The organism is Fictibacillus halophilus, from assembly GCF_042680145.1.
Lineage (GTDB): Bacteria > Bacillota > Bacilli > Bacillales > Fictibacillaceae > Fictibacillus > Fictibacillus halophilus_A.
The window spans coordinates 95,507-120,834 of sequence record NZ_JBHTNQ010000007.1; the positions used below are offsets into that span (position 1 = coordinate 95,507).

Consider the following 25,328-nt stretch of genomic DNA (forward strand, 5'->3'; position numbering starts at 1 on the left):
CATTTATTGGTAAATTAAACCTGAGAAATTCCGCGGTATACCTCGGCTCATCATCCTCTCATCTCCCCTCATCCTCTATAGCGTATATATCCTTCCTTACTTCGATTTTCTTCACTTTTTGCCCGTTTTCTACACTATCTCACCAAACCCTATTGTCATAAAATCTGACCATGTTATACTCAGTAACGTTGAATTTTTGACCGGACAAGTAAATAAAAAACACAAAAAACTAACTAACAAAACAGGAGTGATTAACACCGGATATGGCTTTTAATGAAACAAAAAATAAACGTATTGTAATAAAGATTGGTTCCAGCTCATTGACGAGCGGACTTGGTGATATTAGCAGACGTAAATTAGAACGTCTTGTAGATGAAGTTGTAAAATTAAAAGATGAAGGACACGAGGTATTGCTAGTCTCATCCGGCGCAGTTGCAGCAGGGTACAGAAGATTAGGATGCTTAAACCGTCCAACTACCTTATCTGAAAAACAAGCAGCTGCTTCAATCGGACAAGGTCTTCTAATGGAAGCTTATTCCGAAAGATTTGTGTCACATGGCTATACTGCTTCACAAATCTTGATCACTAGAAGTGACTTTTCTGACCGCAATCGTTATCACAATGCACGAAATACAATAAATGTTCTCTTAGACCGCGGCATCATTCCAATCGTGAATGAAAATGATACGGTAACAGTCGAACGTTTAAAGTTTGGAGATAACGATACACTTTCTGCAAAAGTGGCAGGACTTGTAGATGCGGATCAACTGATCATCCTTTCAGACATTGACGGTCTATATACAGAAGACCCAAGAAAAAATCCAGAAGCTAAACTATTAACGAAAGTAAGCGAAATTACACCAGAAATTGAGGATTCGGCTGGCGAACCCGGCAGTGCGGTCGGCACAGGCGGAATGCGTTCTAAAATTGATGCAGTCAAGATTGCAATGGCTTCAGGCATCTCATCATTCCTTGGTAATGCAACTGCAAATGACATCATTCATAAAGCAGTGACAGGAGACGCACGAGGAACTTATTTTGTTCCTAAAAAGAACGAATTCAATCTGGATACAAAATTGCAATGGATTGCGTTCCATTCAGGTCCTGAAGGTGAAATTGTCGTAACCAATAAAGCAAAAGAAGGAATCGATGACCTAAAAAGCCTATACCCTACTGGAATCCACTATGTAAGTGGACACTTTAAAAAAGGTTCTGTCGTCCGTATTAAAGACCTTGATGGCAATGAAGTTGGATTAGGTGTTTCTAATTATTCATCAAAACAACTCATTAAGATCAAAGGCTTCTCAACAGACGAACTTGAAGACGTTGGTCCAGAAGAAGCAATCAACAATGATGATTTAGTGTGTCACACACGTTTAGCAGTACCGATTCACTAGGATTTTTTGATGAAAATTAAACAAACGTTTAAAAATTACAAGGAGGCGTTGGATGAGTACTTTTAATAGTACAACCAAACCATTAAATGTAAAAGATCAGGCAAAGCTTGCACAAAAGGCTTCTAAAAAGCTTGCCTTACTGACTGAAAAAGAGAAAAACGAAGCTTTATTAGTAATCGCAGATGTTTTAGAAAAAGAATCGGATTTTATTTTAATAGAGAACAAAAAAGATTTAGTTAATGGTGAAGAAAAAGGTTTTTCAGACGCCCTTATGGACCGTCTGCGCCTAACTTCTGACCGTGTAAAAGAATTTGCTGATGGCCTTCGTAAAGTTGTTGAACTTCAGGATCCTGTAGGAGAAATTTTATCAGGATGGACGTTAGACAACGGTTTAAAAGTAGAACAAGTCCGCGTTCCATTAGGTGTAATCGGAATGATTTATGAAGCACGTCCGAATGTAACCGTTGATGCTACTGGATTAGCACTGAAATCAGGGAATGCTATCGTGTTGAAAGGCGGATCGAACGCAATCCACTCCAACTCTGCGATTGTATCTGTCATTCATAAAGCATTAGCTGATACAAAGATCCCTGAGGATGCTGTACAGTTCATCGCTTCAACAGACCGCGAAGCTGCCGGACAGTTGTTTACGATGAAAGAGCACATTGACGTTCTGATTCCTCGCGGCGGAGGAAAACTGATCCAGACAGTGGTTGAGAATGCCACAGTACCTGTTCTCGAAACAGGTGTCGGTAACTGCCACATCTATGTCGATCAGTATGCAGACGTTGAAAAAGCACTGGCTATTTTAGAGAATGCAAAAACAGACCGCCCTGCCGTGTGTAATGCAGCCGAAACGTTTATCTTCCATGAAGCATGGTTAGAGCAAAACAAAGATCGAGTTGCAGCTTTACTTGATAAGCATGGGATCGAAGTTCATGGTGACGAAAAGGCTGGTGAGATACTGCCAGACGTTATCCCAGCTACTGAAAAAGACTGGGCTGAAGAATATTTAAGTTTGGCTGTAGCTGTAAAAGTCGTTGGATCAGTTGAAGAAGCCGTGTCTCACATTGAGCGTTATGGCACGAAGCACTCTGAAGCAGTGGTAACGGAAGATGCTGAAAAGGCGGTATATTTCTTGAATGCTGTTGATGCAGCGGCTGTATACCAAAATGCTTCAACACGCTTCACAGACGGCTCAGCCCTTGGATTTGGAGCTGAGATTGGAATCTCAACACAGAAGCTCCATGCACGCGGGCCGATGGGGTTACCTGCACTGACTACGATTAAATATCGTATGACTGGTGATGGGCAGGTTAGGTAATAAATTTTAGTATTACAACTGCTATTGAAAGCAGTCTCGCTTAGGCGGGGCTGCTTTTTTTATTGTTTTCCGGCAGGTAAAACTTCGGTTAAGGAGAATAGTTATGTAGCAAAGGAGGTCGTCAATGTTAGTTAAAGATCGCTCAAAGTCGCTTAGAATCAAAAAGTTAGAGGTTTTTCAGCGGCGTTTGATTCAAAATCATCCAAAACTATTAACCATTTCAGATGAATTAGGCGGAAGACTCGCAGGACATCATGGTGAACAATCGAACGATTATTTTTTAAAACCTTTCTTGAGTAAGGGCTATTCTGTTCTTCATGATTTAAGGCTTGCTGCCAACGACAGTTTTTTTCAGCTTGATACGCTTCTTTTATCCACACGTTATATTTTAATCCTCGAAGTAAAATACATCACTGGAACTTTACATTTTGATCATCTCAATCAGGTCATCAGAATCCGAGACGACGGTACGGAAGAAGCCTTTCAAAATCCTATTTTTCAAGTAAAGCGCCAGCGTTCGCATTTAACTGATTGGCTGTCTAAAAATCGTGTTCCTAATATCCCTATCCATTCTCTGGTTGTAATGAGCAACCCCAGAACCATCATCAAATCCCTTCCCTCTCATAAAGACGTACTTCAATATGTCACCCATAGTCCTTATCTACAAGAACGAATTCAAGTTTTCGATAAGATGAATTCAGTTGAGAAGCTGACGAAAAAAGAAATCACGAAATTATCCAAGATGCTTGTCCGACACCACACTCCCGATAATCCCGACTTATTAAAAAGGTATCAAATTGAAGAAAAGGACATTATCAAAGGTGTTTATTGTACTGAGTGCTTTTATATGCCTGTTGTGAGGAAAAATAGAACTTGGGTTTGTGCAAAATGTTCTAATGAGGATCGAAATCTGCACATACCTACTTTAGAGGATTATGTTCTACTATATGGAACAAGGATTACAAATAAACAGTTTTGTGACTTTTTACAATTGCAATCCAGACATGTAGCTAATCGCCTCTTACGATCAATGAATCTAGATCTAAGTGGTTCTGGCAAGGGAAGATACTATCATCTACCTTGCCCAAGTAAATGAACATGCAATAAAGCTCGCTGAGCGCGCATAAAGCTCCCTGAACGCGCATAAATCTTCCTGAGCGCGCATAAGAGCTCCCTGACCGCGCATAATTCTCCCTGAACGCGCATAAAACTCCCTGAACGCGCATAAAAGCTCTCTTAGCGCGCATAATGCTACCTGAGCGCGCATATCCCCTCAGGCAAAGTATAAATGGAGGGCTCTAATCGATTAGAGCCTTCAAATTTATTATAAATATCGAAGGCTCTCGCCAAACGAGAGCCCACATCATCCATTTCCCACACAAAAAAGCCTCCTGCAACCAAGCAAGAGGCTTTTTCAACAATATTAATGACTCCCATGCTCCTCAGACTTCTCTTCTCCTCCATGTTCGCCATGGTTCTCAGTCTTCGGTTCGTCATGTTTGTCGTGTTTTGCGTGGCCTGCTGTCATAACCCAGACAGAACCGATTACGATAACAATCGCTACGAATGCTGCAAACAGGATGTTACCTACCTGTACGCGGCCCGTAAGCTTCGTGCTTGTCGAGTTCTCTGTCACGTGCATGAACATCAAGAGCTGCAAGGCAGCCTGCAAGAACGCAAATCCGAAAATAATAATTAATATCCAAGTCAGTGACAAATCAGTTTCCAATGCAATCCATAGTGCGAACAGCGTCAACACGATGGAGAGCACGAATCCAATCAAGTGTTTCCAAGGGAATCCGCCATGTCCATTAGCTGCTGTTTTATTAGCCATGATGCATCACCATCCCCATCAGATAAACGGCAGTGAAGATGAAAATCCACACAACGTCTAAGAAGTGCCAGTATAGACTGGTGATGAAAACTTTTGCAGAAGTGGCAGGCGTCAAACCGCGTTTAGCCACTTGGATCAAGACCATCGTTACCCAGAAGATACCGAACGTTACGTGGGCACCGTGAGTACCTACGAGAACGAAGAATCCTGACCATGCTGCACTCGTACCAATGTTTGCACCCTCATGAATAAAGTGCAAGAACTCCTGAATCTCGAAATAAAGGAATCCAAGTCCAAGTCCAAGCGTAACGACCATCCACGTGATCAAGCCTTTTACATTATGACGGCGCATTTCGTGAACAGCGAGTCCGCAAGTGAAACTACTTGTTAGAAGCAAGAAGGTTTGAATCAACAAACTCTTTATTTCAAACAGTTCACCAAGAGCCGGACCGTCAGCAATACGATGTGTTAATACCATATATGTTGCGAATAACGTTGCGAACAACGCAATTTCTGCCCCTAGAAAAATCCAGAAACCGAGAATATTTAAACGCCCGACCTCCGAACGATACTCTAAAGGCGTGTTGGGGTCGTGTGTTTCTGCATGTGCCATTTTTTCACGCCTCCTTATTTAGAAATCTTTTCTGTTTCAAGTACTTCTTCAACACTTACATAATACCCGTCATCATATTCAAATGAACGATAAATCAATGTTCCGATAACACCAATTCCACCGAGAATCGCCATCCACATCCAGTCAAATACAAAACCGAATCCGAGAACAAAGAAGAACGATCCCATAATGAACGGTACACCAGAGTTGCTAGGCATATGAATCTTTTTAATATCTTTAGCTGTCAGTTTCTCAACTTTACCTGCTTGTTTCTGTCTCCAGAAATGGTCAAGACCAGTAACCTCTGGAATTTTAGCAAAGTTATAAAATGGCGGCATTGCTGATGGAGTAGACCATTCAAGCGTACGGCCATCCCAAGCGTCACCAGTTGTTTCACGCTTCGCGAAACGGAAGCTGTAGTACATGTTGTAAACGAGTACTAAGAACGCGATACCCATCATGAATCCGCCGAGTGTAGAAACCATGTTCAGTGGACCCCAGCCAGACTCTTCGCTGTAAGTGTAAACACGTCTAGGCATACCATCAAGACCTAGGAAGTATTGCGGCATGAAACATACGTTAAATCCGATTGTAAACAGCCAGAATACCCATTTACCGATACGTTCGTTCAGCTTGTAGCCAAACATCTTAGGGTACCAGTAGATTAAACCAGCGAAACATGCAAATACTGTACCTGCGATCAACACATAATGGAAGTGAGATACTAGGAAATATGTGTTGTGGTACTGATAGTCAGCAGCTGCCATCGCAAGCATGACACCTGTAACCCCGCCGACTACGAAGTTCACGATAAAGCCTAGTGACCAAAGCATCGGCGTCGCAAATTGAATCTTACCTCTGTACATCGTGAACAGCCAGTTGAAAATCTTAACCCCTGTCGGAATACCGATCGCCATCGTTGTGATGGAGAATACAGAGTTAACGGCTGCACCTGAGCCCATCGTAAAGAAATGGTGGACCCAAACCAAGAAACTGTATCCTGCGATAAGAAGCATAGACCAGATCATGGCTTTATAACCAAACAATGTTTTTCTAGAGAACGTAGAAATAATTTCTGAGAACATACCGAATGCCGGCAAGATTACGATATATACCTCTGGGTGACCCCATAGCCAGAAAAGGTTAGCCCAAAGCATATCCATCCCCTCACCTTGAAGAGTGAAGAAGTGGCTTCCGAACAAACGGTCAAATGACATAAGTGCAAGTGCTACTGTTAAAATCGGGAAAGCGAAAATAATGATAACCATTGTTACAAGTGATGACCAAGTGAACATCGGCATACGGAACAATGTCATTCCCGGTGCACGCATCTTTAAAATCGTAACAAGGAAGTTGATCCCTGTTAGAAGTGTACCGATACCCGCAATTTGCAGACCCCATAAATAGTAGTTCTGCCCTGGTCCGGGACTCAGTTCGTTACTCGCAAGCGGCATGTAACTCGTCCAGCCTGCTGATGGCGAACCACCGATAACGAACGAGATGTTAAACAGCATCGCTCCGATAAAGAACGTCCAGAAACTTACTGCGTTTAAATAAGGATAAGCAACGTCACGAGCTCCGATTTGAAGCGGAACAACAACGTTTATTAAACCAATCAAAAACGGCATCGCCATGAAAATAATCATGATCGTACCATGAGTTGTAAAAATCTCGTTATAGTGCTGTGAATCGAGGAATTTCGCCTCAGGAACAGCGAGCTGCGTACGCATTAAAAGCGCATCGACACCACCGCGGAAAAGCATAAGAACTGCAGAAACGATATACATGATACCGAGTTTTTTATGGTCAACTGTTGTTAGCCATTCTGTCCATAGCCATTTCCACTTTTTATATCTAGTCAAGTAAAACAGGATCCCCACCATTGTTAAAACAATGGAAACGTCAGCCCCATAGATCAGCGGGTCGCCTGTTACGAAAAATTCATCCCATTTCATATTACGTTGCCTCCTCTGTTAATGGGCATGTGAATCCCCATGAGACTCTGATTCTTCTTGTTCTTGTTTCTTTTTCTTTTCTTCTTCACGCTTTTTCTTTGCTTCTTTTGAGTGAGGAATTAGTGGCTCATAGCCTAATCGCTCACGTACTTTAATCGCATAATCTGCTTCATCAGCATGATTAACAAAACCTAAGTGAGTAGAAGAGAACGTCATTTCTTTCACGTGGCCAGGAAGCATCAGCTTGTCGTACTGTTCCTTTGTCAGTTCAGGAGCTTCAGCATTCGTTTCGCTCGCCCACTTTTCAAACTCTTCATCAGACATAGCCATTACATCAAACGTATGATCTGTAAAACCTTCTCCTGTAAAGTTGGAGTTGCGTCCCTCATACGTTCCTTGCTCATCAGCTTGCAAGTAAAGCTCAGTCTCCATGCCAGCCATCGCATATTTTTGGCCGCCTAGTTGAGGAACCCAAAATGATGCCATAGAATCGGCTGAAGTCAATTTAAATAGAACAGGTCGATCTTCAGGGATATGAAGATAGTTTACCGTTTCAATGTCTTGCTCAGGGTAAGTGAAAACCCATTTCCAATCCACAGATGTTGCATGAATCACCAATGGCTTTTGATCTTTTGTCTCTTCAGGAGGTCCTTCAAGAGAATAGATTGTTTTAACCGTCGGAATCGATAGAGCAACAACAATTATAATAGGAATGATCCACCAAATCGTCTCAAGCAAATGACTTCCTTCATTATCAGGATCATAGCCCTTATGATTTTTGCGGTCACGATATTTATAAACAATAAAAGCTGTAAGTGCATATACGACCAGCAAGATAAATAACATAAACCAGATCGAATACATAATAAGATCCTTCTGCTGTTCACCAACAGGTCCTTTAGGATCTAAAACCACCATATCGCTGCAGCCGCTTAGCATGAACACGGCCATCAATAACCCGAATGTTAAAAACGGCTTTAACCGTTGCATCACCAGGTCCACCTTCCTTTCTCTATTTAAAAGCATTTCTTTTTGCCTTATATAAATCGAACCACAAGTGATTATAGTACATTGTGAAACAAATCACAATGGATATCAAAGGCAAAACCAAATGACAAAAAACCTTTGCCTTCATAGTATCAGAATCCCTTGAAATGTGGCTTATCCGTAAATAAATGTCACCAGAACTTCAAATAAAGCTCACAACTTTATCACAGTTTTGACATACAATGTTCACGAATTTGGAAGAGCCTTCATCTGCTGGTAATGGGATACCCTCTTTTAGAAAGTTCAGTTTATAATTTTTACCCTAATTGGAAAGGCTTCACACCTTTTTAGTGGATTTTTACAAACATAAATAAAACGCAGGATCTTATTATCCTGCGCCTAATATTTATTCAGTTTTATCGAATGACTTTATGTATTCCATGCAAGTACTAGGACAACCGTTCAGGCAAACAAAAAACGACCCTGCCCGAAGGCAAGATCGTTCATTGAGATGGTTACGCACTTACCTCAACTTGATTTTCACTGTCATTGTAAGCATCTGTATCTAATTGTTTCTGAACTTTACTCGTTAACAGTCCCGATGTCATCGCGCCGCTCACGTTTACAGCTGTACGGCCCATATCGATCAATGGTTCAACTGAGATCAATAGACCAGCTAATGCAATCGGAAGATCCATCGCAGACAATACAAGAATCGCTGCAAATGTCGCTCCGCCACCTACACCTGCTACACCAAACGAGCTAAGGGCTACAACTACAACGAGAGTCAACAAGAACGATGGTGACAGCGGATCGATTCCGACAGTCGGAGCGATCATCACGGCAAGCATCGCTGGATAAATGCCAGCACAGCCATTTTGACCGATTGAAAGTCCGAATGAACCTGAGAAGTTCGCAATTCCATCAGGTACACCCATGCTCTTTTGTGTTCGGATGTTTAGAGGAAGCGCTCCTGCACTTGTACGGGATGTAAAGGCAAAAGATAGTACCGGGAATGATTTTTTCATATATGTGATTGGGTTTAACCCAGCAAACGTCAACAGTAACAAGTGAATTCCAAACATGATCAAAAGTGCTACATAAGAAGCAATAACAAACTTACCAAGCTTCGCAATCGCACCCATATCACTAAGTGCTACCGTTTTTGTCATTAAGGCAAGTACTCCGTATGGTGTTAAACGGAGAATCAGCGTTACAACACGCATAATCACAGAGTAAAAAGCGTCAACAATCTTTGCAAACAACTCAGCATGTTCTTCCTGCTTGCGCTTCACCCCCAGATATGCAATCCCAAGGAATGCCGCAAAGATAACAACTGCAATCGTTGAAGTTGGTCTAGCACCTGTAAAATCTAAAAACGGATTAGCTGGCAGCAATGATAGAATCTGCTGCGGCAATGTTAAGTCTTTCACTTCTGCAAAAGTACCTTCCATCTGCTCACCACGCGCAGTTTCTGCTTCACCCTGTTCAATTTGAACAGCTTCAAGATCGAAAGCAACAGACGTTCCAATCCCAACAACCGCTGCTATTGCAGTTGTTCCTACTAAGATTCCGATAATTAATCCGCTTAATTTCCCGATGTTTCCTTTAAGGTTTAATCGAGTAAACGCGGATAGGATGGAAATGAACACAAGCGGCATAACGATCATTTTTAAGAATGTTACATAACCGCCGCCTACTAAATTGAACCAATCAGTAGATTTTGCTGCAACTTCAGAATCAGCACCATAACCGTACTGAAGAACAAGACCGGAGAGAATCCCTAATCCAAGGCCTGTGAATACACGTTTAGAAAAGGAAACGTGTTTCTTTTGCATGTAAAACAAAACACCTAAAAGTATAAGCATAATTGCAATATTTGATAAAACTAAGTAAGTAGTCACCTACAAGTCCCCCCTTTAGTTAACTAAAATAAATTAATACAATAAAACCTATCTGTCAAGTAGGAATTACTGAGGGAATATTTTTAGCAGTCACCTCCTCTTTTGCACAATAAAAAGGCAAGCCTTCCCCAATAGAAAGAACGAGCCTTTAGTGTGATTGTGTCTTCGTTTTTTGTGAGTTTATTTACTTGTGTTTCAGATATATTCCTTCGAGAAATAAATTATGCTTGTTTTTGTAGCAAATTCATATGAGCAGGTGCTAAAATTTGGATATACAAAAGGAGGTCAAGATATGAAAAAAGTATTACTGTTTGTGTATGATTCTTTCGCTGAATTTGAAATTTCAATTTTAATCACTTGTTTAAATGGTTCTGACTATGAATTAGTTACATGTTCACCATATTCATCTGGCAGAACGGTTACATCAGCCGGCAAATTGAAGATCATGCCTGATATAACAATTAATGAAGTTGATCCGGATGATCACTCAGCACTTATCATTCCAGGCGGAAATCCCTATCACTTGCTTGAAGACACTGGTGTGACAAACATAATTCGCACTTTTTTCGATAGCAATAAACTGATTGGTGCTATATGCGGAGGACCAGCATTACTGGGAGCTGCCGGAATTCTGAACCACGTAAGATATACCGCTTCCCTCACTCAAAATGACACACAATATCTGCCCGTAATGAACTGGGACAACAAAAAAGAAGAACATCTTGTTACAGATCAAAATGTAGTCACTTCTACAGGCTCAAACTACATCAGTTTCGCTGAAGAAGTATTGCGTCAGCTGAAAATTGTACCTGCAGATGAAAAAAGTCCTTTGCAATACTTTAAAGAACCTTCTATGTCTTAATTATTTGTTAGAAATCAACTCTTTAATTTCTTTTAAAACGGGCATGGTTTCCATGTCCTCTTCACTTACCTCTGCCCAAACAATCCCTGTCGGTTTTGGATAAGGCGATTTTGTTTCGATCAATCCTTTTTCAGTCGCAATCCAATCCACCGTTAAGTCAAACACATCAACAGGAATATTATCATCAACCAGCTGAGCACTTTGAATGGAAGTGATCACGGGTACTTCTTTATTCCCAAGCTCGCGTATAATCGCATATTCCCTGTCCGCATATCCTTCGCCTTTTCCAAGTCTTCTGCCGTCACGGTGAATGGCAACCGATCCCACTACAATCAAGTCGATCGAAGGCATCTTAGATAAAGGAAGCACTTTCCCATAGTTCATAATGCTTGAAAGACTTGCCGCTTTTCTTTCCTCACCCTTCGGAACCCACTCCGGCTTCACTTGAATGAAACCATCCTTAAGTCTCGGCGTCGGCACGAGCAGCATTTTTCCGTCCTTTAAAATTTGAGTCCTAAGAGGCAGCTGAGGCGAATCAGGATTAACTTTGATGACTTTAGCTTCTTTGTATTCTTTCATATCCGTTATGTATTTAGCAGCAGCCTCTGCTCCTTTAAAATTAGGGATTCGATTTTTTAAAGGAAAAGGAAATCTGCCCAGCTTTTCTTCAGTGAGCTTGTTCCAAACTTTATGTCTGATTTCATCCTTTTGGTTCATTATTGCATCTCCTTTTTGTTCTCTTAGGATAAAAGTCATTATTAAAAAGAGGACTATTCTCCTGTTTAGTGTAATAAATTGTGTGGGGGAAAGAAAAATTTTTTATTGAAATGGGGGATTATTTATATGACGCTATACGGAACACTTGTCTTGATTCACATTATTGCAGCCATTGTCGGTCTTGGCGCAAGCTTTGCGATGCCAGTCGTTACAAAATTCGCAAAAACAGCCGCACAGGCACGATATGCACTTGAAGTGAACGCAAAGATAGAAACTTTACCGAAGATCGGAAGCTTAACACTTCTTGCAACTGGACTTTTATTAGGTTATTTAAATTCTGCACTTTTTAGTGAAGTTTGGTACCTCTCATCGCTGGTTATTTATGTTCTTGCACAAATACTTGTTATAGGCATCATTCCTAAGAAACAAAAACAAATGAGCGAAATTCTTGCATCACATGAAGGCGACGAACTGCCCGATTCTTATCGGACCGTTGATAAACAGCTTGACCCTTATGTTTATCTTTTACACGGTTTAGCTGTAGTACTAATCATTTTAATGGTTGTAAAACCTTTTTAGGTGTTCATAAATTCCCTCTCTCTTGGACACAATACGGTGTAAAGAGACGAGGAGTGAAAAACACATGGCACGCGGAAAAGAATTCGAACATAAGAAAAAGGGCCATCCAGGTCGCTTTCCAGATAATACACTGCAAAACAGACTCGTTCAAAAAAGTGACGAGACTGATTCAGCAAACCTGGCTACAAAAGAAGCTTTTAAAAATCGTACTGGAGAACAAGAATAATACACAAAGGCACTCATGGAATTTTTCTCCTTGGGTGCTTTTTCATTGTCACGATTCGTCATACACCTATTGAGTTCCTTCCCCATTCAATACTATAATCAAGAGGGTACAAATTACTGACAGAAAAGGTGTTATATAGATGAGTATTTTAACAGTACAAGGATTGAGCCATGGTTTTGGCGACCGTGCTATTTTTAACGATGTTTCTTTCCGTCTTCTAAAAGGAGAGCACATCGGTTTAATCGGTGCAAACGGTGAAGGTAAGTCTACCTTTATGAATATTATCACTGGCAAATTAAAGCCAGATGAAGGAAAAGTGGAGTGGGCGAAAAAAGTCCGCGTTGGTTATCTGGATCAGCATACCGTTCTTCAAAAAGGAATGACGATCCGCGACGTGCTGAAGAGTGCGTTTCAATATTTGCTCGACATGGAAACAGAAATGAACAGCATGTACGAAAAGATGGGTGAAGTCACTCCTGAAGAGCTAGAGAAATTGCTTGAAGATGTAGGAGTAATCCAGGATACGCTAACGAATAACGACTTTTATGTAATCGATGCAAAAGTTGAAGAAATCGCGCGGGGTCTTGGACTTGATGATATCGGTTTAGACCGTGATGTTCATGACTTGAGCGGCGGTCAGCGTACAAAGGTATTACTTGCAAAACTTTTATTAGAAAAACCAGAAATTCTATTGCTGGATGAGCCGACAAACTATCTGGACGAACAGCATATCGAATGGCTGAAGCGCTACTTGCAGGAGTACGAAAACGCGTTTATCCTGATTTCGCATGACATCCCGTTCCTGAACAGCGTTATCAACTTGATCTATCACATGGAAAATCAAGAGCTGAACCGCTATGTTGGCGACTACGATCACTTTAAATCGGTTCATGAGATGAAAAAATCCCAGCTGGAGGCGGCATTCAAGCGCCAGCAGCAAGAAATTGCCGGCTTAAAAGATTTCGTAGCCCGGAACAAAGCGAGAGTTTCAACTCGTAACATGGCGATGTCCCGTCAGAAGAAGCTAGATAAGATGGATGTAATTGAGCTGGCAAAAGAAAAGCCAAAGCCAGAGTTTAACTTTAAAGAAGCCCGCACGCCGAGTAAGCTGATCTTTGAAACGAAAGATCTCGTAATCGGATATGATGAGCCATTGTCGAGACCGCTGAACCTGCGCATGGAACGCGGACAAAAAATTGCTTTAGTCGGTGCGAATGGTATCGGAAAAACAACATTGCTCCGCAGCATCTTAGGTGAAATCAAGCCTGTTTCTGGCTCGGTTGAACGGGGTGAAAACCTGGAAATCGGCTATTTCGAACAAGAAGTAAAATCTGCAAACTACAACACATGTATCGAAGAAATCTGGAACGAGTTCCCTGGTTTCTCTCATCATGAAGTTCGTGCAGCTCTGGCGAAGTGCGGATTAACAACAAAACATATCGAGAGTAAAGTAGAAGTTCTTAGTGGGGGCGAAAAAGCAAAAGTTCGCTTATGTAAACTGATCAACCATGAAAATAACGTATTGGTACTTGATGAGCCTACAAACCACTTGGATGTTGAGGCAAAAGACGAGTTAATGCGTGCGTTGAGAGCCTTTAAAGGAAGCGTCCTCTTGATCTCCCATGAACCAGAATTCTATAAAGAAGTAGCAAACGAAGTCTGGAACTGCGAAAGCTGGACGACGAAGGTGTTTTAATCGAATTTTTAAGCCCTCACTTTTAAAAGTGAGGGCTTTTATTTTGGTGATTTTAAAGTTTTTGGGCCTAAAATGAGATTTATGGGCCTTCAAATTTATTTATGAGCCTTCAAAAATTTTTATGATCCTTCAAAATTTTTTATGGGCCTACAGATAATATTATAGACTTTTCGACAAATATGGATGGATAAGATTGTTCCTCGGCCAAAGCCGAGTTCCTTATTAAAGAAAAAACACCTCTTGCCAACCGCAAGAGGTGTTTCACGCTTAACTATCCAGTTCCTCCACAAGCAACGACAGCTCTTCCCAGCGTTCCATCGTCGCTTCGAGCTCTGTCTCTACTTTTTTCTGTTCCGCATACAGCTCACTGATTCGTCCGAAATCACTGCCCGCTGCAACGATTTCAGCTTCGATCTGCTCCTTCTTCTCCTCAAGCGCCATAATGCGGTCTTCAATCGTGTCCCATTCCTGCTGCTCTTTATATGATAGCTTTTTCCGCTTTTCTTTTCGCGGCTGGCCGCCACCATCCGCCTCAGCTGCGACAGCCTGAGCTTCCTTTTTAACAGAAGCCGCGACCTCATCACGCTCTTTTTTCTCCTCCATATAATCGGAATAACTGCCTTGGAACCTGACGACCCTGCCCTCACCTTCAAATGCCAGCAAGTGATCCACTACCCGATCTAAGAAATAACGATCATGCGAAACGGTTAAAACGACACCCGGGAAGTTTTCCAGATACTCTTCTAAAATACCGAGAGTCTGAATATCCAAGTCATTTGTCGGCTCATCCAAAAACAGAACGTTTGGCTCTTCCATCAGCACCTTCAGCATATAAAGTCTGCGCTTCTCTCCGCCTGAAAGTTTGCGAATATACGTATATTGCATATAACGCGGGAAGAGGAACCGTTCCAGCATCTGTTCAGCTGTAATCGTCTGGCCATCAACTGTACTGATTACTTGTGCCGTCTCTTTTACATAATCGACCATACGAAGGTTGCCATCGAGTTCATCATGATCCTGCGTATAATAACCGATTTTAACTGTTTCGCCGACTTCAACAGAACCCGAGTCTGGCTTCATTCTGCCTGCAAGCATGTTCAACAAAGTTGTTTTTCCGCTTCCGTTTGGTCCGATGATTCCAAGACGTTCACCAGGAACGATCAAATAATCCAATCCGTCAACCAACTTCTTGCCATCAAGACTTTTCGACAATCCTTCTACCTCAATTACCTTTTTGCCAAGACGCTGTGATCCGATTGCAAATTCAACAGAACCTTTTGCAGCAGGACCTGTTTCCTCCTGCAGACTCTCCACCCTCTGAATACGCGCTTTTTGCTTAGTCGTACGTGCTTTTGCCCCGCGGCGCAGCCATGCTAATTCACGTCTCAGCGTGTTTTGGCGTTTATCTTCATTCTGCAGGGCGATCTCTTCCCGCTCTGCCTTTTTCTCTAAATAGGTTTCGTAATTTCCTTCGTAAACATAGAGTTTTCCGTTATCAAGCTCAAAAATATGATTCGTAACACGGTTTAGGAAATAACGATCATGTGTAACCATTAAAAGCGAGCCTTTGTACCCAGCGAGGAATGTTTCCAGCCATTCAACCGTTTCATTATCAAGATGGTTTGTCGGCTCATCCAGAATCAAAAGGTCAGCTGGCTGAATCAAAGCTTTTGCGATGGCAACACGCTTTTTCTGTCCGCCGCTCAAGAATTTCAATTGTCTTGAAAAATCGCGCAGTCCAAGTTTCGTTAGAACAGTTTTCGCAACGGTGTTCGCTTCCCATGCTTCTTGCTCGTCCATTTTTTGCTGACAATTCATTAAGCGCTGCAGCTTTTTCTCATTTGCAGGATCCGCTTCCAAATCCAGCAATGCTTGCTCATAGTCACGCATCGTTCGCATGATGGCTGAATCGCCATAATAGATCTGCTCCAAAACAGAAAGTTCTTCGTCCAGCTCCGGTTCTTGGGCGACGTATTCAATCTGAAACTGGTTTGCGTGAGTGATGCTGCCCTGTTCAGCGGGGTCCAATCCTGACAGAGCTTTTAACAAAGAAGACTTTCCCGTACCGTTTGGACCGATCAACCCGATTCTTTGTTTTTCACTTATTGAAAAAGAAATTTTATCAAAGAGAGTCTTCTCTCCATAAGTTTTATACAAATTTTCTACTAGTAAAATACTCAAAACGAAATCATTCCTTAAGGTAAAATTCTTATTTTCTATTGTAGCTTAACAGCGTCAGAATAGCATCTTTAGGTTATGATTTGGGTTTTTTCTTAGTTTTTGTTATAGTGATAAACATGTTCTGAGAAGGAGTGGGCACGTTTTTTGCTCAAAACGGATGCCGCTATTTTCGATTTTTTTCGGCTTGGCTTTTATCTTGTTGTTGATGCCGGATAACATTTTTTCCGGCAATGTTTGTTATGCGTTTTTCCACCGCGCTTTTAACTTCAAGTTTTTTTGTCACTCCTCGCAAACTCTTTTTGCAAACAAAAAGCTCTAGTTTTATACAACCTGTCTATTTTTTCATAAACTTGTTATCCGTTGAGCAAACTAACGTGACCCATTTCATGAAAAAGAAAAGGAGAGATTTTTTTACATGCAAACAGGAGTTATTATTTCTTTAGTCATTTACATGGCCGGTATGCTGTATATTGGGTACTGGGCTTACAAGAAAACAAATGATCTATCTGATTACATGCTCGGGGGAAGAGGTCTTGGGCCAGCTGTAACAGCATTGTCTGCTGGTGCATCTGACATGAGTGGATGGATGATGATGGGTATACCGGGTGCAATGTTTACAGATGGTATAAGCAGTCTTTGGATTACTGTCGGATTAACCATTGGAGCATATCTGAACTATATCCTTGTTGCACCTCGACTTCGAACGTATACAGAAGTTGCAGATGATTCAATCACTATTCCTGACTATCTTGAAAACCGCTTTAATGATAAGAAAAAAATCTTACGTATTGTTTCAGGTCTCGTAATTATTATTTTCTTTACACTATATTGTTCTGCAGGTCTAGTTTCAGGTGGAAAGCTTTTTGAAAGTGCGTTCGGAATGGATTATTTGACAGGAATGCTTTTAACAGGAGCAGTAGTTGTAGCTTATACTCTTTTCGGCGGGTTCCTTGCAGTAAGCTGGACTGACTTTGTTCAAGGCATTATTATGTTTATAGCTCTTATCATTGTACCAATTGTCGCATTTACCGACATAGGTGACACTCAAACAGTAATAGACACTGTACGCGGGGTTGATCCATCACTGCTTAGTCTGACTAAAGGACTTACTGCACTAGGGCTAATTTCGTTATTAGCTTGGGGATTAGGTTACTTTGGTCAACCTCATATTATTGTTCGTTTTATGGCAATAACGTCTGTAAAAGATATTAAAAAAGCACGAAGAATCGGTATGAGCTGGATGATTATCTCACTTATCGGTGCAGCATTAACTGGTTTCATTGGAGTAGCTTGGTTCGCTAGAGAGGGCAGAAAACTTGCTGACCCAGAAACAGTTTTCATCGAGTTTGCTAATCTATTGTTCCACCCGCTAATTACAGGTTTCTTATTAGCTGCCATCTTAGCTGCGATCATGAGTACGATCTCATCACAGCTTCTCGTTACTTCTTCATCTGTAACTGAAGACTTTTATAAGCAGTTTTTCAAAAAAGATGCATCTCAAAAACAACTAGTACTAATCGGAAGAATTTCAGTTTTAACTGTTGCAATAATAGCAACGTTGTTATCACTTAATCCGAATGATACAATTCTTAGCCTTGTTGGATACGCATGGGCAGGTTTCGGTTCTGCATTCGGACCACTCGTTCTACTATCTCTATTCTGGAAACGTATGACAATGTGGGGAGCTTTAGCTGGTATCGTTGTTGGTGCTGTTACAGTCCTTACTTGGGTACAATTCCCTGATTTAAAAGAACAAGTATACGAAATGATACCTGGATTCTTCTTAAGCTTAATAGCTATCATCTTAGTAAGCTTAGTTACGAAGGATCCTTCACAGAAAGTACAGAACCAATTTGAGAATATGGAAGAAACATTAGATGAAGTAAAATAATAATGCATGAAAAAAGCGTTCCTGGTTTTTCAGGAGCGCTTTTTCTTATGGCTATTTTATCACTTTTTCAGCAATCGTTTCGTAGCTTTTAGGTCCTCAATGTTCACAGCACCTATCCCAAACATTGCTGCTCGACATTCAAATTCTATCCGGTCCATTTGTAAAATCAAAGCTTCAGCATCTTTCTCCACAGCCGACTGAAGCAGGCCTCGGCCAAATCCAGCTAGGTCGGCACCTAACGCAAGTGATTTCGCAGCATCAACACCATGTTTCAGCCCTCCGCTCGCGATAACGGGTATCTCCTTTGATACTTCCCTGACACCTGATATACTCTCAGAAGTCGGAAGACCCCAATCCAGGAATGCTTCAGCAGCTTTTTTCCTTGCAGCATCTTCTGAACGGTAACTCTCTACCTGAACCCAAGATGTTCCGCCAGCCCCTGCAATATCAATAAACTGAGCACCTGCTGATATCAGCTTTTCAGCCGTTTCTTTATCAATTCCCATGCCAACTTCTTTTACACCAACAGGAACGGATAACCCGGAAATAAGCTTTTCGATTTTACTTAATAAATGAGAAAAGTCCGTATCACCTTCTGGCTGGAACACCTCCTGCAGCGTATTCAAGTGAAGAACGAGAGCGTCTGCTTCAGCAATCTCGACTGCTCGTTTACACTCCTGCAGCCCAAAACCATAATTGAGCTGCACAGCACCGATGTTTGCAATAACAGGGATGTCAGGAGCCCATTTTCTAATCTGAAAAGTGTAAGCAAGCTCCTCTTTCTCAACCGCCGCTCTCATAGATCCAAGGCCAATCGCCCAGCCTCTTTCCTGTGCCGCAATAGCCAAGTTCTGATTTATCCTAAGCGCAGTCTCCGTACCGCCAGTCATCGAACTGATCAAAAAGGGAGTCTTCATCGATTTTCCTAAAAAAGAAGCAGAAAGAGACACATCCTCAAAAGATATCTCGGGCAAAGCATTGGGTATAAATCGATAGTTCTCTAATCCCGTTGTAATGTTCTTCCCCTCAACATCTTCATGAAGACTGATCCTAATATGCTCCGTTTTCCGTTTCTCTGTGAGATCTTTAGGATGATCCAAGTTCATTTCCTCCCTTCTTGCTGTTATTCCTATCTTCCCGCAAAAACCATACCATTACACTTTACATCTTCTAAACAGCTCACGCTAGGGGGACTGACCCCCAACAATTTATTTCCCGCTCCAAAAACGAGCAAACACCCGTTAGGAATGCTCCATTTCACGCCTTCATTGATACTCATTTCATTTTCCGGCCTCAAAAATCTAAATTTCAAATAGCACCCTCTATACCATTTGTGTTAAACTACCAATTAAAACAATTATTGGGGGTTATTTGCATGGAGATCCGCTTGCTCACACCAGATGATGCCGAAGCGTACTGGGAAATGCGCCTGGAGGCATTAAAAAATCATCCTGAAGCTTTTGCTACAAGTTATGAAGAAGCTCTAGAGCGTAAAAATCCAATTGAACAAGTGGCCAGCAGGCTTAAAGGTGATGGTGATTTTACTTTTGGAGCATTTCAGGAAAATGCACTGATTGGTGCCGTTACATTAGTCCAAGACAAAATCGAAAAAATGAAGCACCGGGCAAACATTTTTGCTATGTATGTAAAGCCCGAAAGCCGCCGCTCAGGAGCCGGAAAAGCACTTGTAACAGCTGCAATCAGCCATGCAAAAGAGATTCCTGATATTATTAAAATAAATCTGACTGTGGTCTCCAGCAATGAAAAAGCAAAAGGACTTTACAGCTCACTAGGTTTCACAACATATGGAAAAGAAGAAAAAGCACTTAGAGTAGATGAGACATATTATGATGAAGAACTAATGGTCCTCTTCCTTAAATAATCTTAAACGCACCAAAAAAGCCTGCAATCAATATGCAGGCTTTCTTTACTTATTATTATCATTTGAATGATCATTATTATGTTCGAGATAGTCTTCTTCTTGGTTTTTCGGCTTTTTCTTTTTTGTCTGACGCACGATTAGTATAACAATAATGATTACTAACAATAAGCTGACGTTTAAGAAGCCGCCTAAAAAACGAAAAATATCTGCCATAAAGTTATCCATGCTGCTTCACCTCTTTTCAGCATTTTCCCCTTTAAAGCGGATTTTAAACAGAATCTTCTTCAAACGAGCTGATTAAAGGAAGCAAGACACTTACCTTCGTACCTTTTCCAATCTTGCTCGTATACTCCACCTTGCCGCCCATAGATTCAATGATACGAATGGATACCATCGTTCCTAACCCTGTTCCTTGCTGTTTTGTTGAAAAAAACAGAGAGCCGATGCGGGACAGCTGTTCTTTAGTCATCCCTTTTCCTGTATCCCTCACGATAATCTTAACCTGTTCCCCTTCAGGAATAAGCTTAATGGATACACGTCCCTCTTTCGGAGTTGCCTCAACAGCATTCTTTAAGATATTAATCAGCGCCTGTTTTAGCTGATTTCGGTCTGTAGTAATCTTCGCATCCGATTCAATCAAATGCGTAAGCGCGATACCGTCTTTTAAAGCATACGGATTCAATAAAATACTTAGTTCCGTTACTAATTCAGCTATTGAAAAAGTTTCGATCTTTTTAAACTCCGGTTTTGCGAAGTTCAAGTAATCACTTATAATACTTTCTGCTCTGCTTAATTCACTTAAAATTAACGGATAGTAATGCTTATGCCGTTCATCTTCACCTTCCATCAGCTGAAGAAAACCTTTAACTACAGTCAATGGATTGCGGACTTCATGAGCAATAGAAGCCGCCAGTTCCCCAAGCGTGTGCTGTTTCTCAGAACGCCGGATCTCATCTTTCATTAAGTTTCTCTCTATGACAGCTTCATTTAAGATTGAGCCAAAAACAACTGCTAAAATTTGAATAATACCAAAAACAGCTATGTATAAAAAGATATCTTGGTCTACCTGCAAACCTTCACCATTCATGTACAGGTAGCTTAGAAGAATTAATAACTGGACAATAGCAGGCCATAACCCGGCTATGATCGACATGTAAATTCTTTTTCGCGGAGGAAATCTCCAGAAATACTTATAAAGAATAAAAGGAACAATACAAGCTACTGATGCACTTATGTATCCTAAGTAAAGCGTGTCTCCGCCTATTGCTGTTCTGGTCGCTAAAAGAGCAGTGAGCGTAATAATCCCAGAGATAGGTCCGCCGTAAAAAATAGAGAGCACTAAAGGAACATACCGCAAATCCCATAACAATCCCGAATCAAAATAGGCAAAATTCATGCAAAGTGAAGCAGATACACCATAAAGAATGCCTAAAAAATAGGGGGATTTTCCTATCTTTCTGCTTTCGAACAAAAAGCTATAGCTAAGTACTGGTGCAATAACAATCAATACATGCAAAAGCAGCTTTTCAATGATCATTTTCTACTCCCTGGTCAAAATGGCTTGTGTACTATAATTACGACAAAAAAAGGGAGATTCCTGCAAGAATCGCCCTGAAAATGTGACAAAAGCATCGTTTCCATAAGACAAAAGTTGTAATTCCGATAGTACTAAGCTTCTTGTTTCAACTGACTGTTATATAAAGAATGGTAAAATCCTTTATGGTTTAACAGTTCCTCATGAGTTCCTTTTTCCAAGAGACCGCCATCATGAAGAACTAGAATCTGATCAGCTTGCTGTATCGTGTTTAATCGATGCGCAATTACAAAGCTTGTTCTGCCGGTCATCAATCTCTGCAAAGCCTCTTGAATCTTCATCTCCGTAATCGTGTCGATACTGCTTGTTGCCTCATCTAATATCAACAATGACGGGTCTGCCAGAATTGCCCTCGCTATGGATAAGAGCTGTTTCTGCCCTTGGCTGATCCCGCTTCCCTCTTGATTTAATATCGTATTATAACCTTTTGGAAGCTTTTGAATAAATGAATGGGCATTTGCAAGTTTTGCAGCTTCAATGACTTCTTCATCAGAAGCGACAAGCCTTCCATAACGAATGTTTTCGAATATAGAACCTTCAAATAAAAAGGAGTCTTGCAGCACAAAAGCCATATGACTTCTTAGACTGCTTCTTTTTACGTTCTTAATATCATGACCATCAATTAAGATCTGTCCATTATCTGCATCATAAAAGCGTGAAAGCAAATTCACAACTGTTGTCTTCCCAGCTCCGGTAGGTCCCACTAGAGCTACCGTTTCACCTTCTTTTACCGAAAAACTAAGACCTGATACTGTTTGGTCGTCACCTTCATAAGAAAAAGAAACATCTCTGAATTCCACTTTCCCTTTAACGGATGAAAGTTCGATAGCATCATCTTCATCTCTTTCTTCTCTCGACTCGTCTAAAATCTCAAATACTCTCTCTGCACCGGCTACAGCAGAAAGAAGTGTATTAAACTGATTTGCCAAATCATTTAATGGTCTCGTAAATTGTCTTGAATACTCTACAAAGATTACGATTACCCCGATCGAAACTTTTCCGTTCAATGCCAGCACACCGCCAACACCTGCTATTAATGCGAAACTGCCGTTATTGAGTACGTTCATGAGCTTTGGAATAAACCCCGAGAAGGTTTGAGCCCAATAGCCCGATTCCTTCAAACGTTCATTTTTCACCATGAATTCTTCAATAACTCTCTTTTCCTGTGAAAAAGATTTAACTATACGCTGTCCAGAAGTAATTTCTTCTACATACCCGTTGATTTCACCAAGGTTTCTTTGCTGTTCTTTAAACCTAGCACCTGTCCTTTTCGTAATCCATTTTAGTCCAAAGACCATAAGAGGAACGATAGAAAGAGAAATAATAGTCAGCAGCGGACTTAAATAAATCATGACAGCAATTGTACCAACAAGCGTCAAAATACTTGAAAACACCTGGATAAAAGAACTGTTCAGGGTGGAACTGACATTCTCAATGTCGTTGGTCACACGGCTCATCAGCTCTCCATGCTGTCTTTTATCAAAAAAGGAGATCGAAAGTCTGTGAAACTGCTTAAACAAATCGTTGCGCATGCGATACACCGTCTGCTGAGCGATTCCGATCATCCAATAGTTCTGAAGCCAAATCGATAAAGACTGTCCGATAAAGACAAAGATCAGACCGATTAATAGCTTCGTCAAACCTTCTGCATTTTCTTTAACGATATATGAATCAATTGCGACCCCGATTAAAAATGGCCCTAGCAAACTTAACGCGGAGCTGATGATTACCATGAGCAAAACCAAGCTTAATAGCCATTTTTGCCTAGAAAAATAGCCTCCAATACGTTTTACCGTACTTGCCCAATTTTTCGGTTTTACTTTTTCTCCAAACAAATGATTATGTGGATGAGGTCTGTTTGAACCCTTTGACATACTGGAAACCCTCCTCCCCAAACTGTGATTGCACGATCTTCACATAAAGCGGCGAAGTTTCAAGCAGCTCGGCGTGCGTACCCCAAGCTTCTACACGGCCATCATCTAAAAGCAAAATGTGGTCGGCTTCCATCGCTGTACTGATTTTTTGTGTAATGATAAACGTTGTGCAGGAATATTTTCTTAAAGCAGCTAATAGCTTTGCTTCCGTTTTCAGATCCAGTGCACTCGTACTGTCATCGAGCATTAATATTTTCGGTTTTCTAACTAACGCACGTGCTATGGACAAACGCTGTTTTTGACCTCCAGAAAGGTTCACGCCCCGCTGTCCAACTCGTGTTTTATATTGATCCGGCAATTTCTCTACCGTCTCATGTATTTGTGCATCTTTTGCCGCCTGAACAATCTCCTCTTCCGTCGCCTCTTCTTTCCCCCAGCCGATATTCTCAAGTACTGAGCCAGTAAAAAGAATAGCTTCCTGCGGAACAACACCTATTCCTTTTCGAAGTGTGTCAATAGGATACGCCTTTACGTTTCTGCCATCGACAAGCACTTCCCCCTCAGTTACATCATATAATCGCGGGACGAGCTGAAACAGTGAAGTTTTACCTGATCCTGTCGAGCCAAGGATGGCTAACGTCTCACCAGCCTTCACTGAAAAAGAAAGATTCTGCAATACGAATGCATCGCTTTCAGGATACTTAAAAGAAACATTCTTAAACTCAACATGACCTTTTTGAAGGGTTACCGATTGATCCGTATCTTCTGATTCAATGAGATCAATCTCTGTATCGAGCACCTCTCCAATACGCTGAGCAGATGCTTTCGCACGTGAAAATGCCATGATGATAAATGAGATGATTGTTAAAACGGAAGAGATTCGAAAAGAATAGTTCACAATCGCAACCACTTCACCTACTTCGATCGCACCAAAGTTCACTTGTCTGCTTCCGAACCAAAGAATGGCTAGAATTCCGATATTCATAACCAAAAGCAACACAGGAATGGAAACTTCAATAAGGCGGAGTGATGATACCGTCTGAACTTTCAGATCATCACTTGCTTTTTCAAATCGTGAGGATTCATGATCTCTTCGTAAAAATGCTTTAATCAGCCTCATCCCCATCAGGTTTTCACGCATTACACGGTTCACACCATCAAGTCTATCTTGGACATCACGAAACATCGTCCCTGCAGTCTGAAGCACCCATCTTAAGAAAAACAAAAGAAAAGGAAGTGCTACTACCAATACCATTGCAAGCTTCCAATTGACGATGAGCGACATGATTACCCCGCCAGCTAAAAGCAGTGGTGCTCTTAACATAATCCTCAAGCTCATAAACACCGTATTTTGAAGCTGTGTTACATCATGAGTCATTCTTGTAATCAATGACGATGCAGGAAATTTATTAAAATTAACGAAAGAAAAAGCCTGAACCTTTTCAAACACACGCCGCCTAATATTGAACCCGTAGCTCTGACTGACATGCGCGGAGAAAAAGGAATTGGCGATCCCAGCAATAAAAGCAGCAAGAGCAAGCCCGAACATGACTGCCCCCCAGAACTTAACCACTTCTAAATCACCTTTTAAAATTCCATCATCAATGATCTTAGCCATAATTAACGGCTGCATCAGCTCCACTGCCAGTTCAGAAAGCGTCAGGAATAGAGCAGCCGCTATAGCCACCCGGTAAGTCTTTAAGTAAGAAAATACTTTCCACATAGATATATCCCCCGTACTCCCTAGATGTTTAATGAACTTAACAATCTACTATTATTCTATCCTTTTTCTTGAAAATATTTAACTATTTC

At 41.2% G+C, this 25,328-nt stretch carries 21 protein-coding genes; 9 read left to right on the forward strand and 12 right to left on the reverse strand.

Annotated features, from left to right (window positions below; all coding sequences use genetic code 11):
• The first annotated feature begins 263 nt into the window (after positions 1-263).
• The 3 genes from proB to ACFQ4X_RS18155 all read left to right on the forward strand — a co-directional run bounded on the left by proB (position 264) and on the right by ACFQ4X_RS18155 (position 3,817).
• A complete protein-coding gene (gene proB, locus ACFQ4X_RS18145; protein ID WP_379837656.1) occupies positions 264-1,397 on the forward strand; it encodes a glutamate 5-kinase in 1,134 nt (377 codons plus the stop codon).
• A gap of 52 nt (positions 1,398-1,449) precedes the next feature.
• Entirely contained in the window at positions 1,450-2,721 is a 1,272-nt protein-coding gene (locus tag ACFQ4X_RS18150; RefSeq protein WP_379837658.1) for a glutamate-5-semialdehyde dehydrogenase, read from the forward strand.
• Positions 2,722-2,845: 124 nt separating this feature from the next.
• A complete protein-coding gene (locus ACFQ4X_RS18155; protein ID WP_379837660.1) occupies positions 2,846-3,817 on the forward strand; it encodes a nuclease-related domain-containing protein in 972 nt (323 codons plus the stop codon).
• 327 nt (positions 3,818-4,144) lie between these two features.
• Here the strand turns inward: ACFQ4X_RS18155 and qoxD are convergent, their stop codons facing one another.
• From qoxD to ACFQ4X_RS18180, 5 genes are all read right to left on the reverse strand, one after another.
• Positions 4,145-4,555 carry a cytochrome aa3 quinol oxidase subunit IV gene (gene qoxD, locus ACFQ4X_RS18160; RefSeq protein ID WP_379837662.1) on the reverse strand — a complete coding sequence of 137 codons (411 nt, stop codon included), beginning with the start codon at positions 4,553-4,555 and terminating at the stop codon, positions 4,145-4,147.
• Positions 4,548-5,168 carry a cytochrome aa3 quinol oxidase subunit III gene (gene qoxC, locus ACFQ4X_RS18165; protein ID WP_379837664.1) on the reverse strand — a complete coding sequence of 207 codons (621 nt, stop codon included), beginning with the start codon at positions 5,166-5,168 and terminating at the stop codon, positions 4,548-4,550. Before qoxC ends, qoxD begins: the two co-directional genes overlap by 8 nt.
• Positions 5,169-5,182: 14 nt before the next feature.
• Positions 5,183-7,123: a cytochrome aa3 quinol oxidase subunit I gene (gene qoxB, locus ACFQ4X_RS18170; RefSeq protein WP_379837666.1), complete on the reverse strand. Its 1,941-nt coding sequence runs from the start codon at positions 7,121-7,123 to the stop codon at positions 5,183-5,185.
• 18 nt (positions 7,124-7,141) lie between these two features.
• Complete coding sequence (gene qoxA / locus ACFQ4X_RS18175) at positions 7,142-8,116, reverse strand: cytochrome aa3 quinol oxidase subunit II (RefSeq protein ID WP_379837668.1); 975 nt, start codon at positions 8,114-8,116, stop codon at positions 7,142-7,144.
• Between the two features lie 509 nt (positions 8,117-8,625).
• On the reverse strand, positions 8,626-9,978 hold the full coding sequence (locus tag ACFQ4X_RS18180; protein WP_379837956.1) for an L-cystine transporter: 1,353 nt from the start codon (positions 9,976-9,978) through the stop codon (positions 8,626-8,628).
• 328 nt (positions 9,979-10,306) lie between these two features.
• Between ACFQ4X_RS18180 and ACFQ4X_RS18185 the strand changes: the two genes are divergently transcribed.
• Positions 10,307-10,876, forward strand: a complete 570-nt coding sequence (locus ACFQ4X_RS18185; RefSeq protein ID WP_379837670.1) for a DJ-1/PfpI family protein — start codon at positions 10,307-10,309, stop codon at positions 10,874-10,876.
• On the opposite strand, the gene ACFQ4X_RS18190 is transcribed toward ACFQ4X_RS18185, so the two are convergent.
• On the reverse strand, positions 10,877-11,593 hold the full coding sequence (locus tag ACFQ4X_RS18190; RefSeq protein ID WP_379837672.1) for a 5-formyltetrahydrofolate cyclo-ligase: 717 nt from the start codon (positions 11,591-11,593) through the stop codon (positions 10,877-10,879). It lies immediately after the preceding gene.
• Positions 11,594-11,719: 126 nt separating this feature from the next.
• Between ACFQ4X_RS18190 and ACFQ4X_RS18195 the strand changes: the two genes are divergently transcribed.
• From ACFQ4X_RS18195 to ACFQ4X_RS18205, 3 genes are all read left to right on the forward strand, one after another.
• Entirely contained in the window at positions 11,720-12,172 is a 453-nt protein-coding gene (locus ACFQ4X_RS18195; protein ID WP_379837674.1) for a DUF2269 family protein, read from the forward strand.
• A 64-nt stretch (positions 12,173-12,236) separates the two neighbouring features.
• Positions 12,237-12,398 carry a hypothetical protein gene (locus ACFQ4X_RS18200; protein ID WP_165389522.1) on the forward strand — a complete coding sequence of 54 codons (162 nt, stop codon included), beginning with the start codon at positions 12,237-12,239 and terminating at the stop codon, positions 12,396-12,398.
• Between the two features lie 139 nt (positions 12,399-12,537).
• The gene (locus ACFQ4X_RS18205; protein WP_379837677.1) at positions 12,538-14,094 is read left to right on the forward strand and encodes an ABC-F family ATP-binding cassette domain-containing protein; all 1,557 of its coding nucleotides are present in this window, start codon (positions 12,538-12,540) and stop codon (positions 14,092-14,094) included.
• A 267-nt stretch (positions 14,095-14,361) separates the two neighbouring features.
• Here the strand turns inward: ACFQ4X_RS18205 and ACFQ4X_RS18210 are convergent, their stop codons facing one another.
• Positions 14,362-16,275: an ABC-F family ATP-binding cassette domain-containing protein gene (locus tag ACFQ4X_RS18210; protein WP_379837679.1), complete on the reverse strand. Its 1,914-nt coding sequence runs from the start codon at positions 16,273-16,275 to the stop codon at positions 14,362-14,364.
• 415 nt (positions 16,276-16,690) lie between these two features.
• Between ACFQ4X_RS18210 and putP the strand changes: the two genes are divergently transcribed.
• Positions 16,691-18,166, forward strand: coding sequence for a sodium/proline symporter PutP (putP, locus tag ACFQ4X_RS18215; protein WP_379837681.1), 1,476 nt, complete (start codon positions 16,691-16,693; stop codon positions 18,164-18,166).
• A gap of 59 nt (positions 18,167-18,225) precedes the next feature.
• Here putP and fni read toward each other — a convergent pair whose 3' ends face one another.
• Positions 18,226-19,272 carry a type 2 isopentenyl-diphosphate Delta-isomerase gene (gene fni, locus ACFQ4X_RS18220; RefSeq protein ID WP_379837683.1) on the reverse strand — a complete coding sequence of 349 codons (1,047 nt, stop codon included), beginning with the start codon at positions 19,270-19,272 and terminating at the stop codon, positions 18,226-18,228.
• A gap of 269 nt (positions 19,273-19,541) precedes the next feature.
• On the opposite strand from fni, the gene ACFQ4X_RS18225 reads away from it, so the two are divergent.
• On the forward strand, positions 19,542-20,048 hold the full coding sequence (locus ACFQ4X_RS18225) for a GNAT family N-acetyltransferase (protein WP_379837685.1): 507 nt from the start codon (positions 19,542-19,544) through the stop codon (positions 20,046-20,048).
• A gap of 45 nt (positions 20,049-20,093) precedes the next feature.
• Here ACFQ4X_RS18225 and ACFQ4X_RS18230 read toward each other — a convergent pair whose 3' ends face one another.
• From ACFQ4X_RS18230 to ACFQ4X_RS18245, 4 genes are all read right to left on the reverse strand, one after another.
• Positions 20,094-20,273: a hypothetical protein gene (locus tag ACFQ4X_RS18230; protein WP_379837687.1), complete on the reverse strand. Its 180-nt coding sequence runs from the start codon at positions 20,271-20,273 to the stop codon at positions 20,094-20,096.
• A 43-nt stretch (positions 20,274-20,316) separates the two neighbouring features.
• Positions 20,317-21,585 carry an ATP-binding protein gene (locus tag ACFQ4X_RS18235; protein ID WP_379837689.1) on the reverse strand — a complete coding sequence of 423 codons (1,269 nt, stop codon included), beginning with the start codon at positions 21,583-21,585 and terminating at the stop codon, positions 20,317-20,319.
• Positions 21,586-21,716: 131 nt separating this feature from the next.
• Positions 21,717-23,516, reverse strand: a complete 1,800-nt coding sequence (locus tag ACFQ4X_RS18240) for an ABC transporter ATP-binding protein (protein WP_379837691.1) — start codon at positions 23,514-23,516, stop codon at positions 21,717-21,719.
• Positions 23,482-25,239, reverse strand: a complete 1,758-nt coding sequence (locus ACFQ4X_RS18245) for an ABC transporter ATP-binding protein (RefSeq protein WP_379837693.1) — start codon at positions 25,237-25,239, stop codon at positions 23,482-23,484. The genes ACFQ4X_RS18240 and ACFQ4X_RS18245 overlap by 35 nt, the downstream gene beginning before the upstream one ends.
• Positions 25,240-25,328 lie beyond the last annotated feature (89 nt).

Coding starts and splice junctions, on each gene's coding strand:
- ACFQ4X_RS18205 (WP_379837677.1), top strand. CDS start 12,538: ATGAGTATTTTAACAGTACAAGGATTGAGCCATGGTTTTGGCGACCGT.
- qoxD (WP_379837662.1), bottom strand. CDS start 4,555: ATGGCTAATAAAACAGCAGCTAATGGACATGGCGGATTCCCTTGGAAA.
- ACFQ4X_RS18225 (WP_379837685.1), top strand. CDS start 19,542: ATGGAGATCCGCTTGCTCACACCAGATGATGCCGAAGCGTACTGGGAA.
- qoxC (WP_379837664.1), bottom strand. CDS start 5,168: ATGGCACATGCAGAAACACACGACCCCAACACGCCTTTAGAGTATCGT.
- ACFQ4X_RS18155 (WP_379837660.1), top strand. CDS start 2,846: ATGTTAGTTAAAGATCGCTCAAAGTCGCTTAGAATCAAAAAGTTAGAG.
- ACFQ4X_RS18185 (WP_379837670.1), top strand. CDS start 10,307: ATGAAAAAAGTATTACTGTTTGTGTATGATTCTTTCGCTGAATTTGAA.
- ACFQ4X_RS18150 (WP_379837658.1), top strand. CDS start 1,450: ATGAGTACTTTTAATAGTACAACCAAACCATTAAATGTAAAAGATCAG.
- fni (WP_379837683.1), bottom strand. CDS start 19,272: ATGAACTTGGATCATCCTAAAGATCTCACAGAGAAACGGAAAACGGAG.
- qoxB (WP_379837666.1), bottom strand. CDS start 7,123: ATGAAATGGGATGAATTTTTCGTAACAGGCGACCCGCTGATCTATGGG.
- putP (WP_379837681.1), top strand. CDS start 16,691: ATGCAAACAGGAGTTATTATTTCTTTAGTCATTTACATGGCCGGTATG.
- ACFQ4X_RS18190 (WP_379837672.1), bottom strand. CDS start 11,593: ATGAACCAAAAGGATGAAATCAGACATAAAGTTTGGAACAAGCTCACT.
- ACFQ4X_RS18200 (WP_165389522.1), top strand. CDS start 12,237: ATGGCACGCGGAAAAGAATTCGAACATAAGAAAAAGGGCCATCCAGGT.
- ACFQ4X_RS18240 (WP_379837691.1), bottom strand. CDS start 23,516: ATGTCAAAGGGTTCAAACAGACCTCATCCACATAATCATTTGTTTGGA.
- proB (WP_379837656.1), top strand. CDS start 264: ATGGCTTTTAATGAAACAAAAAATAAACGTATTGTAATAAAGATTGGT.
- ACFQ4X_RS18235 (WP_379837689.1), bottom strand. CDS start 21,585: ATGATCATTGAAAAGCTGCTTTTGCATGTATTGATTGTTATTGCACCA.
- ACFQ4X_RS18245 (WP_379837693.1), bottom strand. CDS start 25,239: ATGTGGAAAGTATTTTCTTACTTAAAGACTTACCGGGTGGCTATAGCG.
- ACFQ4X_RS18230 (WP_379837687.1), bottom strand. CDS start 20,273: ATGGATAACTTTATGGCAGATATTTTTCGTTTTTTAGGCGGCTTCTTA.
- ACFQ4X_RS18195 (WP_379837674.1), top strand. CDS start 11,720: ATGACGCTATACGGAACACTTGTCTTGATTCACATTATTGCAGCCATT.
- ACFQ4X_RS18180 (WP_379837956.1), bottom strand. CDS start 9,978: ATGCTTATACTTTTAGGTGTTTTGTTTTACATGCAAAAGAAACACGTT.